Annotated in this window: 15 protein-coding genes; 9 read left to right on the top strand and 6 right to left on the bottom strand. The window is 62.0% G+C overall.

Annotated features, from left to right (window positions below; all coding sequences use genetic code 11):
- Nucleotides 1-72 precede the first annotated feature (72 nt).
- The 6 genes from J3P97_RS05255 to J3P97_RS05230 all read left to right on the top strand — a co-directional run bounded on the left by J3P97_RS05255 (nt 73) and on the right by J3P97_RS05230 (nt 7,347).
- Nucleotides 73-1,295, top strand: a protein-coding gene (locus J3P97_RS05255) for an IS3 family transposase (RefSeq protein WP_434673180.1) whose coding sequence is annotated in 2 segments (ribosomal slippage) — nt 73-424 and nt 424-1,295 — 1,224 coding nt in all. Because the reading frame shifts where the segments join, the coding sequence is not laid out codon by codon here.
- Between the two features lie 259 nt (nt 1,296-1,554).
- The gene (locus tag J3P97_RS05250; RefSeq protein WP_434673630.1) at nt 1,555-3,318 is read left to right on the top strand and encodes a sensor histidine kinase; all 1,764 of its coding nucleotides are present in this window, start codon (nt 1,555-1,557) and stop codon (nt 3,316-3,318) included.
- Nucleotides 3,311-4,645, top strand: a complete 1,335-nt coding sequence (locus J3P97_RS05245) for a sigma-54-dependent transcriptional regulator (protein WP_434673629.1) — start codon at nt 3,311-3,313, stop codon at nt 4,643-4,645. The genes J3P97_RS05250 and J3P97_RS05245 overlap by 8 nt, the downstream gene beginning before the upstream one ends.
- A gap of 215 nt (nt 4,646-4,860) precedes the next feature.
- Nucleotides 4,861-6,180, top strand: a complete 1,320-nt coding sequence (locus J3P97_RS05240; RefSeq protein ID WP_305496467.1) for an MFS transporter — start codon at nt 4,861-4,863, stop codon at nt 6,178-6,180.
- Nucleotides 6,181-6,316: 136 nt separating this feature from the next.
- The gene (locus tag J3P97_RS05235; protein WP_434602931.1) at nt 6,317-6,535 is read left to right on the top strand and encodes a hypothetical protein; all 219 of its coding nucleotides are present in this window, start codon (nt 6,317-6,319) and stop codon (nt 6,533-6,535) included.
- 191 nt (nt 6,536-6,726) lie between these two features.
- The gene (locus tag J3P97_RS05230) at nt 6,727-7,347 is read left to right on the top strand and encodes a flavin reductase family protein (protein WP_434602930.1); all 621 of its coding nucleotides are present in this window, start codon (nt 6,727-6,729) and stop codon (nt 7,345-7,347) included.
- A gap of 148 nt (nt 7,348-7,495) precedes the next feature.
- On the opposite strand, the gene J3P97_RS05225 is transcribed toward J3P97_RS05230, so the two are convergent.
- Nucleotides 7,496-7,729 carry a hypothetical protein gene (locus J3P97_RS05225; protein ID WP_434674508.1) on the bottom strand — a complete coding sequence of 78 codons (234 nt, stop codon included), beginning with the start codon at nt 7,727-7,729 and terminating at the stop codon, nt 7,496-7,498.
- Between the two features lie 40 nt (nt 7,730-7,769).
- Nucleotides 7,770-8,123, bottom strand: a complete 354-nt coding sequence (locus tag J3P97_RS05220) for a putative quinol monooxygenase (RefSeq protein ID WP_434673628.1) — start codon at nt 8,121-8,123, stop codon at nt 7,770-7,772.
- A gap of 326 nt (nt 8,124-8,449) precedes the next feature.
- Between J3P97_RS05220 and J3P97_RS05215 the strand changes: the two genes are divergently transcribed.
- On the top strand, nt 8,450-9,379 hold the full coding sequence (locus J3P97_RS05215) for an AraC family transcriptional regulator (RefSeq protein WP_434602929.1): 930 nt from the start codon (nt 8,450-8,452) through the stop codon (nt 9,377-9,379).
- Between the two features lie 145 nt (nt 9,380-9,524).
- On the opposite strand, the gene J3P97_RS05210 is transcribed toward J3P97_RS05215, so the two are convergent.
- Nucleotides 9,525-11,153 (bottom strand): 5-guanidino-2-oxopentanoate decarboxylase, encoded by a 1,629-nt coding sequence (locus J3P97_RS05210; protein WP_434673627.1) that lies wholly within the window; start codon nt 11,151-11,153, stop codon nt 9,525-9,527.
- 110 nt (nt 11,154-11,263) lie between these two features.
- On the opposite strand from J3P97_RS05210, the gene J3P97_RS05205 reads away from it, so the two are divergent.
- Nucleotides 11,264-12,145 (top strand): LysR substrate-binding domain-containing protein, encoded by an 882-nt coding sequence (locus J3P97_RS05205; protein ID WP_434673626.1) that lies wholly within the window; start codon nt 11,264-11,266, stop codon nt 12,143-12,145.
- Nucleotides 12,146-12,205: 60 nt separating this feature from the next.
- Here J3P97_RS05205 and J3P97_RS05200 read toward each other — a convergent pair whose 3' ends face one another.
- Complete coding sequence (locus J3P97_RS05200; RefSeq protein WP_434673625.1) at nt 12,206-13,225, bottom strand: alpha/beta fold hydrolase; 1,020 nt, start codon at nt 13,223-13,225, stop codon at nt 12,206-12,208.
- Between the two features lie 306 nt (nt 13,226-13,531).
- Between J3P97_RS05200 and metR the strand changes: the two genes are divergently transcribed.
- Nucleotides 13,532-14,449 (top strand): transcriptional regulator MetR, encoded by a 918-nt coding sequence (gene metR, locus J3P97_RS05195; protein WP_053124730.1) that lies wholly within the window; start codon nt 13,532-13,534, stop codon nt 14,447-14,449.
- Between the two features lie 143 nt (nt 14,450-14,592).
- Here metR and J3P97_RS05190 read toward each other — a convergent pair whose 3' ends face one another.
- Together J3P97_RS05190 and J3P97_RS05185 are read right to left on the bottom strand one after the other, a co-directional pair.
- Nucleotides 14,593-15,090: a GNAT family N-acetyltransferase gene (locus J3P97_RS05190; protein ID WP_434673624.1), complete on the bottom strand. Its 498-nt coding sequence runs from the start codon at nt 15,088-15,090 to the stop codon at nt 14,593-14,595.
- Complete coding sequence (locus J3P97_RS05185; protein ID WP_434602926.1) at nt 15,087-15,725, bottom strand: LysE family translocator; 639 nt, start codon at nt 15,723-15,725, stop codon at nt 15,087-15,089. The genes J3P97_RS05190 and J3P97_RS05185 overlap by 4 nt, the downstream gene beginning before the upstream one ends.
- Nucleotides 15,726-15,738: the final 13 nt, after the last annotated feature.

Genomic DNA, 15,738 nt, shown 5'->3' with positions numbered 1-15,738 from the left:
CGGCCTTTTTTGTAAATACTGTCTCGTCCTGAATAAGGTTTACACCTTCTGACCTATCCTCAGGAGGAACCAATGGAATCAGGAAAAAGGCGCAGTCAGCGTGACTACACGCTGGGCTTTAAATTGGCGGTCGTCGATCAAGTTGAAAAGGGCGAACTGAGTTATAAAGAGGCTCAACGGCGTTATGGGATTCAGGGTCGGTCGACTGTGTTGGTGTGGTTACGCAAGCATGGACGGCAGGACTGGAGTCAAGGCGCCTCCATTCGTGCCCAGAGGAACCGACCGATGGCCGAGCCAAATTTGCCGCTGACACCAGAGCAGCGAATCAAGGAGCTGGAAGAAAAGCTGGCCCTTGCCAACCAGAAAGCCCAATTTTTTGAAGCTGTCGTTGACGTGCTGAAAAACGATTACGGTGTTTCTGTCGTAAAAAAGCGATCCGGCAAGTCCTCACCCAAGGGCAAATCGAAGGCCTGAGCATTACCAGGGCTTGCCAGTTTCTAGGCATCTCTCGGCAGGCCTACTACAAGCGCAATCGAGCTTACGACGCACAAGCCAGACATACGCAAAGAGTGCTGGGATTTGTGTTGGAGACTCGTCTTGAAATGCCCCGGTTGGGCACTCGTAAGCTGCATGGCCTTATGCAAGCCGAACCTGAACTGACGCGAACGGTAGGTCGAGATCGGTTGTTCGATATCTTGCGAGACCATCGACAACTGGTCCTACGCAAACGCGCTTATCACAAGACTACCGATAGTCATCATCGCTTCCGTCGACATCCGAATCGGCTCAAACCCGGCCCTGACCAAGTCACTGCCACGGGTCCTGAACAGGTATGGGTAGCAGATATAACCTACTTGCCTACCGAACAAAGCGTCGCTTATGTGAGCCTGGTCACTGATGCGTTCTCGCGCAAAATAGTCGGCCATCATGTGCATGAAAGCCTGCATACCGAGTCAGTCATCCAGGCAATGACCAAAGCCCTTCGGCATCGAAGAAGCAATCAGCCGCTGGTACATCACTCTGATCGGGGCTCGCAATACTGTTCTGATCTCTACCAGAGGCTGCATGCCAAGCACGGCATCAAATGCTCGATGACTGATGGCTATGACTGCTACCAGAACGCCCTAGCGGAACGGGTGAATGGGATTCTGAAAACGGAGTTTCTTTTACACCGTCCCAAAGACCTTGCCCAAGCCAAGCGCGTGGTCGAGGAGTCGATAGAAATTTATAACCGTAAGCGACCTCATTTGGCTCTGAAATACAAAACGCCCGATGCGGTGCATCGGGCGCTTTGAGATGAAACAGGTGTAAACCTATTTCAGGACTAGACATACCACAATCAAAACCTGTGGGAGCGAGCCTGCTCGCGAAAGCGCTTTGTCAGTCGACATCAATGCAGAGTGTTCCACCGTTTTCGCGAGCAGGCTCGCTCCCACAAGGGTTGGGTCACCGCAGACCCAGCGTAGGAGCTTGCTCGCGATGGCGGTGGTGCAGGCCCGAAGCCGATCCAGCATGCTATCTTGCCCGCCCGACTTTCCACTGGTTTACGCCAGCATGCCGACTACCCGTACCCTGCGCCTGTCGCTGTACACCCTGCTGATTCTCACTGGCGCTGCCATCGCCGCCACCCTCGCCGTGCGTCACGCCGAACGCGCGGCCCTGGAAGAGGACGCCAGCCGTGCCAGCCAGCAACTGGCGCTGTACGCCAACTCCCTTCATACCCTGATTGAACGCTACCGTGCCCTGCCCTCCGTGCTGGCGCTGGACCCACAACTGCGCGATGCCCTGAAGGGCCCGGTCAGTGCGGCGCAACAGGATGAACTGAATCGCAAGCTGGAAAAGATCAACGGCGCCGCGCAGTCCTCCACCCTGGAATTGCTGGACCATACCGGCCTGGCCGTAGCGGCCAGCAACTGGCGGCTGCCGAGCAGCTATGTCGGCCACAATTATGGTTTTCGTCCCTACTTCATCCAGACCCGCACCCAAGGCACCGGGCGGTTTTATGCCGTGGGCGTGACCAGTGGCATCCCCGGCTATTTCCTGTCGAGCGCGGTAACCGGCGACAACGGCGAGTTCCAAGGCGCCATGGTCGTGAAGCTGGAGTTCCCGGAGCTGGAGCGCGAGTGGCGCCAGGGCAGCGACACCTTGCTGGTCAGCGATGCGCGCGGCATCATTTTCATTGCCAACCGCCCGGGCTGGCGTTATCGCCACCTGCGCCCACTGGCCGACAGCGACCGCGCCGAACTCAAGGCTACCCGTCAATACGACAAGCAACCGCTGCAGCCCCTGGCCTTCGATCCGCTGCGACGCTTCGACGACAACAGCCATCTGGCCCGGGTCGAAGCGCCCGATGGCGCGGCGGACTATCTCTGGGAATCCCTGCCGTTGACCGGCGAAGGCTGGACCTTGCATTTGTTGCGCAGGCCGCAGATCGCCTTTGAAGACCTGCGCAACGCCGGGCTCGCCGCCGCCGGGTTGTGGCTGGCGCTGGTGTTCCTGCTGCTGTTTCTCAACCAGCGCTGGCGCCTGGCAAGACTGCGTCAACGCAGCCGCGAGGAACTCGAACGGCTGGTGGAGGAACGCACGCGTGAACTGCGCACTGCCCAGGACGGCCTGGTGCAATCGGCCAAGCTCGCGGCCCTGGGGCAGATGTCGGCAGCACTGGCCCACGAGATCAACCAGCCGCTGACCGCCCAGCGCATGCAGCTGGCGACCCTGCGCCTGTTGCTCGACCATGGTCGGGTGGAGGACGCCTACAAGGCGCTCAAACCGGTGGATGACATGCTCACACGCATGGCGGCCCTCACCGGCCACCTCAAAACCTTTGCCCGCAAAAGCCCGAGCGGCCTGCGAGAGCGCCTGGACCTGGCAGCGGTGGTCGACCAGGCCCTGCAATTGCTGGAGACACGCCTGCGCGATGAACACGTCAGCACGGTGTTGCACCTGGCCCGCCCGGCCTGGGTTCGCGGCGACGCGATCCGCCTCGAACAGGTGCTGATCAACCTGCTGCGCAACGCTCTCGACGCGATGGTCGACCAACCGATCAAGCGCCTGGAAGTGCGCTTGCAGGCCGATGAGCAGTTGTGGTGCCTGACGGTGAAAGACAGCGGCGGCGGAATTGCCGAAGAGCACCTGGCCCAGGTGTTCGATCCCTTTTTCACCACCAAGGCCGTCGGCGATGGCCTGGGCCTGGGCCTGGCGGTGTCGTTTGCGATCATTCATGAATCCGGCGGGCGGCTGACAGCGGGCAATCACGAAAACGGCGCGGTATTCTGCGTCACCTTGCCCATCGATCCGGAGGCGCCGTTGCATGCTTGATTCGGTCATAGTCATCGATGACGAGAGCAGTATCCGCAGTGCCGTAGAGCAGTGGCTGAGCCTGTCCGGATTCCGCGTGCAGTTGTTCAGCCGCGCCGAAGACTGCCTGGGGCAGTTGCCGGAGAATTTTGCCGGGGTGATCCTGAGTGACGTGCGCATGCCTGGGCTCACCGGCCTGGAACTGTTGGCCGAAGTACGCAAGCGCGACCCCGACCTGCCGGTGATTCTGTTGACCGGTCACGGCGATGTACCGATGGCGGTGGAAGCCATGCGCGACGGGGCCTACGACTTCCTGGAAAAACCCTTCAGCCCTGAAGCCCTGCTGGGCAGCCTGCGTCGCGCCCTCGATAAACGTTTCCTGGTGCTGGAGAACCGGCGACTGCACGAGCAGGCCGACGCCAAGGCCCGGCTGGACACCACGCTGCTGGGCGTCTCCCGGCCTTTGCAGAACCTGCGCCGCCAGGTGCTGGACCTGGCGACCCTGCCAGTCAACGTGTTGATTCGCGGCGAAACCGGCAGTGGCAAGGAACTGGTCGCCCGCTGCCTGCATGATTTCGGCCCAAGGGCGAGCAAGCCTTTCGTGGCGCTGAACTGTGCGGCCATTCCCGAGCCGCTGTTCGAGGCCGAACTGTTCGGCCATGAAAGCGGCGCGTTCACCGGCGCCCAGGGCAAACGCATCGGCAAGCTCGAATATGCCGATGGCGGCACGCTGTTTCTTGATGAAATCGAAAGCATGCCCCTGGCGCAACAGGCCAAGTTGCTGCGGGTTCTGCAGGAAAAGAAACTCGAGCGCCTGGGCTCCAACCAGAGCATCCCGGTGGACCTGCGCATCATTGCCGCGACTAAACCGGACCTGTTGGACGAAGCCCGTGCCGGGCGGTTCCGCGAAGACCTGGCCTATCGGCTGAATATCGCCGAACTGCGCCTGCCGCCGCTGCGGGAACGACGCGAAGACATCCCCTTGCTGTTCGAGCATTTCGCCCACAGCGCCGCCGAACGCCTGGGCCGCCCGGCAACGCCGCTGAGCGGCCCGCAACTGAGCCATTTGCTCAGCCATGACTGGCCGGGCAACGTGCGCGAACTGGCCAACGTCGCCGAACGCCAGGTGCTGGGCCTGGATCAACTGCCCGTCGAGGATGCGGCGCCCGGCCAATCCCTGGCGGCCCGGCAGGAAGCCTTCGAAGCGCAATGCCTGCGCGCCGCCCTCGCGCGACACAAGGGCGACGTGAAAGCCGTGCTCGAAGAGCTGCAACTGCCGCGCCGTACCTTCAATGAAAAGATGCAGCGGCATGGATTAAATCGGGAGATGTTTTTGCAGGAGCGCTGATTTTTTCCGCTGCCTGCTCGCGAAGAGGCCCAGACACATCACTTGATAAGCGGATTTCCGCCCAACCCCTTAGCCACAATAAGCGGATTTCCGCTTATATGCCGCCATAAACCCCTCTAAACCGGCCCTCCGCCACCTGGCACAGCTCCTGCTATAGCCCTGGCAGGCTGCGTTCACACGCGCTCCACAAAAACAATTAAACGAAGGATCCTTCAATGGATAACTCCAACGCCCTGCCCATTGGGTCGGCTGCCGTGCCCGCCCGTGAAAGAACCACCGCCAGCCGGATCAAATCGATCTTCAGCGGCTCGGTCGGCAACATGGTCGAGTGGTACGACTGGTACGTCTATGCCGCTTTCTCGTTGTACTTCGCCAAAGCCTTCTTCCCCAAGGGCGACACCACCGCCCAACTGCTCAACACTGCCGCGATCTTCGCCGTCGGCTTCCTGATGCGCCCGATCGGCGGCTGGCTGATGGGCCTGTACGCCGACCGCGCCGGCCGTAAACGCGCGTTGATGGCCTCTGTGTACCTGATGTGCTTCGGCTCGCTGATTATCGCCCTGAGCCCGAGCTACGAAACCATCGGCGTCGGCGCGCCGATCCTGCTGGTCTTCGCCCGCTTGCTCCAAGGCTTGTCGGTGGGTGGCGAATACGGCACGTCGGCCACCTACCTGAGCGAGATGGCGACCAAGGAACGACGTGGTTTTTTCTCCAGCTTCCAGTACGTGACCCTGATCTCCGGCCAGCTCATCGCCCTCGGCGTGCTGATCGTGCTGCAGCAGGTCCTCACCACCGAGCAACTCTACGCCTGGGGCTGGCGCATCCCGTTCGCCATCGGCGCGCTGTGCGCAGTGGTGGCGCTGTACCTGCGTCGCGGCATGGAAGAAACCGAGTCGTTCACCAAGAAGGAAAAAGCCAAGGAAAGCGCGATGCGCACCTTGATGCGTCATCCCAAGGAACTGCTGACGGTGGTCGGCCTGACCATGGGCGGTACGCTGGCGTTCTACACCTACACCACCTACATGCAGAAGTACCTGGTGAACACCGTCGGCATGAGCATCTCCGACTCCACCACCATTTCCGCCGCCACGCTGTTCCTGTTCATGTGCCTGCAACCGATCATCGGTGGGCTGTCGGACAAGATCGGTCGCCGGCCGATCCTGATTGCCTTCGGCATCCTGGGCACGTTGTTCACGGTGCCGATCCTCACCACCCTGCACACCATCCAGACTTGGTGGGGCGCGTTCTTCCTGATCATGGCCGCGCTGATCATCGTCAGCGGCTACACCTCGATCAACGCGGTGGTGAAAGCCGAGCTGTTCCCTACCGAGATCCGCGCCCTCGGCGTCGGCCTGCCGTACGCCCTGACCGTATCGATCTTCGGCGGCACCGCCGAATACATCGCGCTGTGGTTCAAGAGCATCGGCATGGAAACCGGCTACTACTGGTACGTGACAGGCTGCATCGCGGTATCGCTGCTGGTCTACATCACCATGAAAGACACCCGCAAGCACTCGCGAATCGTGACGGACTGATAGTCAAGGCGTAGCAACAGAAGGGGCTGACCTCACCGGGTTCGCCCCTTTTTCGTTCCAGGTTTTCGAGATTAATTCTCACTTAATGACCGCACTTCATTCTCATCTCCATCAAAACATTGATTGGAGCATGACCATGAAAACCCAACTCATTTTCGCCCTGACCCTCTCCGTATTGGCCACCAGCGCCTTTGCCGACGACGGCTTCGACCGCACCGGCACCGCCGCTTTTATCGCCGGCACCCATGACCGCAGCGGCTCGGCCTCTGTTGCCAGACAAGATGAAAATCACGCCACCGAGCCGACCGTCGCAACACAGGGCTCCGACCGCGCCGATGCGGCGTCCACCAATTGATTCCGGTATATCACTAAACCCTGTGGGAGCGAGCTTGCTCGCGATGACAGTGTGTCAGACAGAAATTTTTATCTGATACGCCGCCATCGCGAGCAAGCTCGCTCCCACATGTTTTCGGGGTGCTGACAAAACGGGCTGATCACTGCACTATCGTCGGATTCCCTTTTTAAGCACCGGACCTCCACATCTTCATGCCCGACGATATCCATTACTACGAACCCGCCAACGGTCACGGCCTGCCCCACGATCCGTTCAACGCGATCGTCGGTCCACGGCCCATTGGCTGGATTTCTTCCCAGGACGGCGAAGGTCGCCTGAACCTGGCGCCTTACAGTTTCTTCAACGCCTTTAACTACGTTCCGCCGATCATCGGTTTCTCAAGTGTCGGGCGCAAAGACAGCCTAAACAATATCGAGCAGACCGGGGAGTTCGCCTGGAACCTCGCCACCCGCCCGCTGGCCGAGCAGATGAACCAGAGCTGCGCAATGGTCGCGCCAGAGGTCGATGAGTTCGAACTGGCAGCTCTGACGGCCGCCCCGTCGCGGGTAATCCAGGTACCGCGCGTGGCGGAGAGCCCGGTGTCCTTCGAATGCAAGGTCACCCAGATCATTCAGCTGCAACGTGCCGACAAGGCGCTTGTACCGAGCTGGCTGATCCTCGGCGAAGTCGTCGCCGTGCATATCGCCAAATGGCTGTTGAAGGATGGGGTATACGACACTGCCGCCGCCGAGCCGATTTTGCGTGGCGGCGGGCCGGCGGATTATTTCCAGCTGGGGCCGGAAGCGTTGTTCAGGATGCATCGCCCGAAGTAAATGTGGCGAGGGGATTTATCCCCGCTGGGCTGCGTAGCAGCCCCCAAAGCGGAACATCTGATATACCAGGGTGGCTGGTTTCAGGGGCGCTACGCGCCCCAGCGGGGATAAATCCCCTCGCCACGGAAACAACCTCAACCATGCCCGATTACCAGACCAACCCGCCGTCCTCGTCGACAGCCTGCAGGTGAGTCAACTGCTGGGCAGCCGCTTCATCGGCTTTGAAAGCAGTCTCGAACGTCTGCTCTTCGAGCACTTTGTTGAAGCGAGGCTTGTCGGGACTGCCGATGGCCTTGGTGGCGATGGCTGCGTAATAGCCGCCACCCTCCTTGGGAACAACAGCGGAAACAGCTTCAAAAGTTTCAAAGGCTTTGCGTGCCATAATGCGCATCCTGGCGGTTGGAATGACCGTCATTAAACCTTCAACCGGCCAGTTTGTGTACCTTCGCCATACACCCTTCGGTCGCCTTGGCGGCAGACACTTCGCGAAAGGTATGGAAATCCAGGCTGCTCACCACCAGGTCCTGTACCAGCTCGGCGAAGATCGCCATTACCGGGGAATTGAAGTAGGCCTCCATCGCCTGCTGGTGAGTCCACAGCCCGGACACCAGCCACAGGTCGGCGTCGCATTGCGATTGCTGCAAGGCGAAGTGCAGGCAACCGGGAGCTTGCCGCGACGGGGTGATCAAGGTACTCAGGCGCGCACCCAATTGCTGACTGCAGCCGGCTCGTGCCCGCACGAAAGCCATGTGACTGACGGGGATCTGTGTAGTCATGTTCAACCCTCCCAGGTGATCCGTTGTGCAGCCGGGGACGGGCTGCGACAGGATCAAAGGTTAAGCGCCCTGACGCCAGCTTCGTTAGTCGATTCCTGCCGACACATTGCACGATCCTGCCCGCAGATGCCGCCGGCCTGGCTTGGAACCGACACAAACAGCGCAACTTGAACAAAAGGTTTCAAGCAAGTTTCGAGCAGGTTGCACCGTCCCGATCCGACAGGCCGTGCAGGATCAGGCAAGCTTTCAACAGGATGTTGCTACCGCTGCGCCTTGCACAAATTTAAGCTGCGTCCATCGCATCCCTATCATCCGAGGATTTCGGCATGTCGCCACTCGATCACGCCCACGTCCCGCTGGACACTTACCTGGAACAACAGCGCGCCGAGCTGGCATCGATCATCGAACGCAATACCAGCGAGGACGGCAGCTACGCCACGGCCATCGGTTCGCTGCACCTGTCGCGCCACAGCCAGCCGCATAGATTTGCCCCGGTGCTGGCCCAACCGGCGCTGTGCATCATGGCCCAGGGCAGCAAGCAAGTGCGCCTGGCAGACGAACTGTTCAACTACGACCCGTTGCACTACCTGGTGGTCTCGGTCTCGATGCCATTGAGCGGGTGCATCGCCGACGTGTCGCCCGAACACCCGATCCTGGCGCTGCGCCTGGACATCGACCCGGCGGAAATCACCGCGCTGATCGCCGACGCCGGTCCCTTGGGCGTACCGACCCGCCCCGCCGGTCGCGGCCTGTATGTCGAGCGCCTGGACACGCCGATGCTCGATGCGGTGCTGCGCCTGGCACGGTTGCTGGACAGCCCGAAAGACATCGCCATGCTCGCGCCACTGGTGCGCCGGGAAATCCTCTATCGCCTGCTGCGCAGCCCGCAAGGCTACCGGCTGTATGAAATCGCCATTGCCAACAGCCAGAGCCATCGCATCAGCCAGGCGATCAAATGGCTCAACGGCCATTTCGAACAGCCGCTGCGCATCGACGACCTGGCCCGGGAAGTCAACCTCAGCGTCTCGACCCTGCACCATCGTTTCAAGGCAATGACCGCCATGAGCCCGTTGCAGTACCAGAAGCAATTGCGCCTGCAGGAAGCCCGTCGCCTGATGCTGGCCGAAGGGCTGGAAGCCTCGGCGGCAGGGTATCGCGTGGGTTATGAAAGCCCGTCGCAGTTCAGCCGCGAATACAGCCGGCTGTTCGGCGCGCCGCCGCTGAGGGACCTGGCGCGGTTGCGGATGACCGTGTGACCTGAGATTTGTGTAGCGCTTACCGGCCTCTTCGCGAGCAGGCTCGCTCCCACAGGGGATCTCTGGTGTGCGCATACATGGCGTTCGCCACAAATCATCCGTGGGAGCGAGCCTGCTCGCGAAGGGGCCAGCCGCAACACCTCAGTTACTCCGGCTTCCAACGCGCCTGATCAATCTCGATCAACGTCGGCCCCCGCCGCTCACGTGCAGCAAGCAACGCCACCCGCAGTGACGGCACATCCTCAACCGCCTCGGCATCACAGCCCAACGCCTTGGCGACACCGATGAAATCCGGCGTGTAGATGTCCACGCCCACCGGTTCGATGGCACGGTTGACCATGTATTTCCTGATCTCTTCGTAGCCCTGGTTATTCCACAGCAATACGATCACCGGTACCCGCGCTTCCACGGCGCTGGCCAGTTCCGGCAGGCTGAATTGCAGGCCGCCATCGCCGATCAGGCACACCACCGGCGGGCGGCCATGGGCGTTATCGACACCGCCAAGCCAGGCGCCGATCGCCGCCGGCAATGCGTAGCCGAGGGTGCCGTAGCCGGTCGAGGAGTTGAACCAGCGGCGCGGCTGTTCGAGATTGAAGGTGAGGTTGCCGGTGTACACCGGCTGGGTGGAATCGCCGACAAAAACCGCCTCGGGCAGCGTCTGCAAAACACTGTCGAGGAACACGGTCTGGGCGCGAGTCGGTTCATCCCATAGTCGGTCGAGTTCAGCCCACAGCCGCGCTACACGCGCCACTCCCCAGTCGTCCTGGCGTGCGGCGGGCGCTTGCAGGCTCTGCGCGTCGAGCAAGGCGCGAGCAGCACTTCGCGCATCGGCCACCAGCGCCAGTTTCGGTGGATAATTGCGCACGGTCTGGTCGGGGTCGATGTCGACGCGCAGCAGCGCACCGGGAATCTCGAAGCCGCCGGCGAAGGTCACGTCATAGTCGGTCTCGGCCAGTTCGGTACCGATGGCCAGCACCACATCGGCCTCGGCCACCAATGCCCGGGTCGCGACCAGGCTCTGGGTAGAGCCGATCAGCAACGGGTGCCGGGACGCCAGCAAGCCCTTGGCATTGATGGTCAACGCCACCGGTGCACCGAAGCGTTCGGCCAGTTCGGTCAATTCGGCTGCTGCATCGATGGCGCCCCCGCCGGCAAGAATCAGTGGCCGTCTGGCCGTCGCCAGCAATGCCGCCATCTGCTCCACGGCGTCTGGCGCAGCCCCGGCGCGGCTGACCCGGACCGGTGCCCTGCACAACAGCGCATCGGCGTCCTCGACCAGCACGTCCAGCGGGATTTCGATGTGCACCGGCCGTGGGCGCCCGGCCTGGAACACCGCAAAGGCGCGGGCCAATACGCCGGGCAACTCGGCAGCCGACATCAACGTATGGGAAAACGCCGCCACGCCGCCCACCATCGAACTCTGGTTCGGCAGCTCATGCAACTTGCCGCGCCCGCCGCCCAACTGGCTGCGTGACTGCACGCTGGAGATCACCAGCATCGGGATCGAGTCGGCATAAGCCTGGCCCATGGCGGTGGCGATGTTGGTCATGCCCGGCCCGGTGATGATGAAACACACCCCCGGCTTGCCGCTGACCCGCGCATAACCGTCGGCCATGAACCCGGCGCCTTGCTCGTGACGCGGCGTCACATGACGGATGCTCGAACGGGCCAGCCCGCGATACAACTCGACGGTGTGCACGCCAGGAATGCCAAACACCTGCTCCACACCATAAGCTTCGAGTAACTTGACCAATACTTCGCCGCACGTCGCCATTGCCATCGCCTTTTTCTTCGGGAATGGCGTTATTGGAACGGTCGGGCCATAGCGACAACAATCGATAAAAAGTCATACTAGCCATGTCTTCAAGTCATGGCTCGGCCTCAATGAAACGACTTCCTCCGCTGCCGGCGCTGCACACCTTCCTGATCACCGCCCAGTGTTGCAACTTCACGCGTGCGGCGGAACTGCTGCATATCACTCAAGGTGCGGTGAGCCGACAAATTGCCGGACTGGAAGCGCACCTGGGTTACGCGCTGTTTCACCGCCAGGCGCGTGGCCTGAGCCTGACCGCCGAAGGCCAGGCGTGGCTGCCGCGGGTGCAGCAGGTGTTCGGCCTGATCGGCGAGGCGCTGGAGCAGATCGGCGAGAAACGCCAGGCCCTGCAACTCAAGGCGCCGACCTGCGTGATGCGCTGGCTGCTGCCGCGCCTGTTGCAATGGCAAAAGGAACGGCCAGACGTGCCGGTGGAGCTGACCACCACGATCCGGCACGGCGTGAATTTCCAACGGGAAACCTTCGACGCGGCGGTCGTCTACGGCCCACCGCCCGATGCCTCGTTGGCCTGCCTGCAGCTGTTCGATGAACAACTGACGCCGGTCTGCTCCCCGCCGCTGCTGGTAGGCCCCGCACCGTTGCGCTCGCCCGCCGACCTGCAACAACACTTGCTGCTGCACCCCACCACCGACGAGCGCGACTGGAACGCCTGGCTCGCCGAGGCCGGCGTCCACCTGAACAACGTCAGCAAGGGCCAGCATTTCGAAACCCTGGACTTGGCGATGTCCATGGCGTCCCAGGGTACGGGCGTGGCGATTGGCGACTGGTCGCTGATCGGCGACGACCTCAGCGCCGGCAGGCTGGTGGCGCCGTTCGAATTGAAGGTCAGGACCGGGCTGGGTTATTACCTGGTTCATCCGCGCAAGGCCCAGGTGTCTGGGCAGTTGCAGGAATTGATGGAATGGCTGGTGGAGCAGGCTCGCGCACGGTAGCCGTCCCTGTGGTGAGGGAGCTTGCTCCCTCACCACAGGGGATCGTGCGAGTCTTGAAGATCAAAGCAGATTAGGCGCCTGCGCCGGCTCGACCTGCGCCCAGTGCGAGGTGTCTTCGCGGTGCTGCTGCAAGTAGGGCAACACCGCGCCCAGCAAGGGTTCCTTGAAGGCTTCTTGAAAGCGATGGGCAAGGCCTGGGATCAGTTTCAATTGACTGCCACGGATGTGCGCCGCCAGGTGCACACCATGCATCACCGGCAGCAACGGATCGGCGGTGCCATGGACCACCAGGGTCGGCACCTGCAATTGATTGAGCAGCGCCACCCGACTCGGCTCGGCCAGAATTGCCATGATCTGACGCTTCACACCTTCGGGGTTGAAGGCCCGGTCGTAAGCCACGGCGGCCTGATGCAGCAAGGCCCGCCGGTCATCGACCACCATCGGGCTGCCCAGCGCGGCGAGCAGGTCGGCCTGTTGCTCAAGCGCCACTTCACGATTCGGCGCGCTGCGCCGTGACAGCAACTGCACCAGCGTTTCACTGGGCGCCGGCAAGCCTGCGGCGCCGGAACTGGTCATGATCAGGGTCAGGCTCTCGACCCGTTGCGGCGCCATCGCCGCCATGTGCTGGGCGATCATCCCGCCCATGCTCACGCCCAGTACATGGAAGCTTTGCACCTGCAAGGCATCCATCAAGCCCAGGCCATCGGCGGCCATGTCGGTCAAGGTATAAGGCGCGGCCACCGGCAAGCCAAGCTTGTAGCGCAAGGCTTCGAAAGTCAGGTTGGCAGTGCCGGGGGCCTGGCGCCAGGCGGACAGACCCACATCCCGGTTGTCGTAGCGAATCACCCGGAAACCCTGTTCGCACAGCGCCACCACCACTTCGTCCGGCCAATGGATCAACTGACCGCCCAGCCCCATCACCAGCAGCAGCGCGGGATCCGAAGCACGGCCGATGCTCTGGTACGCCAGGCTTACCTGGTCCAGGTCGACCCGTTGGGTCGCGACATTGACATCACAACGAGAAGCCGCCAACGACGGCAGGCCGCACAACAATGCGGCCAGAAAAATGAATACACGCATGAACAAACACCAGAACGCAGAACCCCAATAGAGCGCAAGTCTGATGAAGTTTGTTCAAGCGCGCTGCCACAGTTGCGTGACAGTTTGATGAAGATTGCCGAGTGGTTATCTGAATCCCCGATTCTCCGTGGCGAGGGAGCTTGCTCCCTCTGGGCCGGCTGGCGCTCCAGTGCGTAGCAGCCCTTTGGGTCCGTCTGAAGCACCGTGACGACAGGTAGATTTTGGGTCATTGTCGACAGCCGGCTCCACATGAGACAAACTCAACCTTTTCGTATTTATCACAAGATTTACTCATGGAGCCACCCGGTGCTTGAACTCCGTCACCTGAAGACCCTGCACGCCCTGCGCGAAGCCGACAGCCTGGTGGAGGCCGCCGAGCGGCTGCACCTGACCCAGTCCGCGCTGTCCCACCAGTTCAAGGAACTGGAGGAGCGCCTGGGCATGCAGCTGTTCGTGCGCAAGACCAAACCGGTCCGGTTCACCAGCGCCGGCTTACGCCTGTTGCAACTGGCGGATGCCGCCCTGCCATTGCTGCGCAGCGCCGAGCGGGACATCGCGCGGCTGGCCGGCGGCACCGCCGGGCGTCTGCACATGGCCATCGAGTGCCACAGCTGCTTCCAATGGCTAATGCCGACCATCGACCAGTTCCGCGATGCCTGGCCGGAAGTCGAGCTGGACCTGGCCTCGGGCTTCGCCTTCGCCCCGCTGCCGGCCCTGGCCCGGGGCGACCTCGACCTGGTGGTCACTTCCGACCCGCTGGAGCTGGCGGGCATCACCTATGTGCCGCTGTTCACCTACGAGGCGATGCTCGCGGTGGCGAACCAGCATCGACTGGCGGGCAAACCGTACATCGTGCCCGAAGACCTGGTCAGCGAAACCCTGATCACCTACCCGGTGGAGCGCGATCGGCTGGACATCTTCACCCGTTTCCTGGAGCCGGCCGACATCGAACCGGCCCAGGTTCGCACCTCCGAGCTGACAGTAATGATGATGCAACTGGTTGCCAGCGGCCGGGGCGTCTGCGGCATGCCTCACTGGGCACTGCATGAATACAGCTCACGGGGCTACGTGAAGGCCAAGCGGCTGGGTGAGAAAGGTCTGTTCGCCACGCTCTACGCGGCGGTGCGCACCGACATGCTCGACGCGCCGTACATGCGCGATTTTTTGCTGACGGCCAAGGACACATCATTCTCGACACTCGACGGCGTCAGCGCCGTGCGCTGACCGCTTTTGTGGCGAGGGAGCTTGCTCCCGCTTGGGCGCGAAGCGGCCACAAGAAAGGTCTGCTGCGCACTGGAGCGCCAGCCGGCCCAGCGGGAGCAAGCTCCCTCGCCACAAAAGCTCCATCACTCCAATCTTCGGTGAGATCAGAGTTCAAGCCACATGTGGATCTTGTCGTAATACTCATCGCCCACGCGAATCGCCATCGGTTCGAGCCCGTACAAAACGAAGCCGCTGCGCTGGTAGAGTTTGACGGCCGGGTCGTTGCCGGCGGTGACGGTCAGTTGCACCAGCCGCAGAAAGGCGTGACGACGGGCTTCGGCGAGGGCCGCCTGGACCAGTTGCTGGCCAAGCCCCCCTTGGCGATGGGCTGCGGCGACGTACATGCCGAACAGGGTCGCCTTGTGCCGGGCCTTCAACCGAGGCTCCAGGGACAGGCCGACGATACCCACCAGTTCGTCCACCACGAACGCCCCGAGGATCACATCGAGCCGGCTGGTCAGGCGCGATTCCCACCAATTGATGGGCAGCGTCGCCCGCTCATTGGCACTGGAGGTGAAAGCCTCTGGGTGCAACTCATAGGCCTGGAGCATCAACTCCCGATAGCCCTGGGCATCCGCCACCTTCAGCCGTCGGATGTTCACGCCGAACGCCGTTGCTCAAGCATCAGTCGCAGCGCCAGCGCACCGAGAACAAACCCCATGAAATAGCGCTGCGCCGCCAGCCAGGTCGGGTTGTGGACAAACCACGAGGCGATGCCGGCGGCGAACAGCGCGATCAGCAGGTTGACGCTGAAGCTCACGCTGATCTGAGTCAGCCCGAGGATGATGCTCTGGGTGAACAGCGAGCCGTGCTCCGGGCTGATGAACTGCGGAAACACCGACAGGTAGAACACCGCGATCTTCGGGTTCAAGGCACTGGTGAGAAAACCCATGGTGATCAGCTTGCGGGTCGAGTCTGCCGGCAACTGCTGGGCCTGAAAAGGCGAGCGAGCCCCCGGCTTCACCGCTTGCCAGGCCAGCCAGAGCAGATAAAGCGCACCGGCCCACTTGAGGATTTCATAAGCCATCGGCACTGCCAGGAACACCGCGGTCAGCCCCGCCGCCGCGGCGAACATGTGCACGAAGAAGCCCGCCACCACGCCAAGCAAGGAGGTGACGCCGGCCTTGCGGCCCTGACAGATCGAACGGGAAATCAGGTAGATCATGTTCGGGCCGGGCGTGAGCACCATCAACAACGCGGCGGCGGCGAAAATCAGCAGGTCCGGCAATGGAATCATGGCGTCAATCCTT

The organism is Pseudomonas sp. R1-15 (genome assembly GCF_051132085.1).
Classification (GTDB): domain Bacteria; phylum Pseudomonadota; class Gammaproteobacteria; order Pseudomonadales; family Pseudomonadaceae; genus Aquipseudomonas.
Note: the sequence above shows the minus strand (reverse complement) of the source record. Positions and strands in the feature narration are given on the sequence as shown.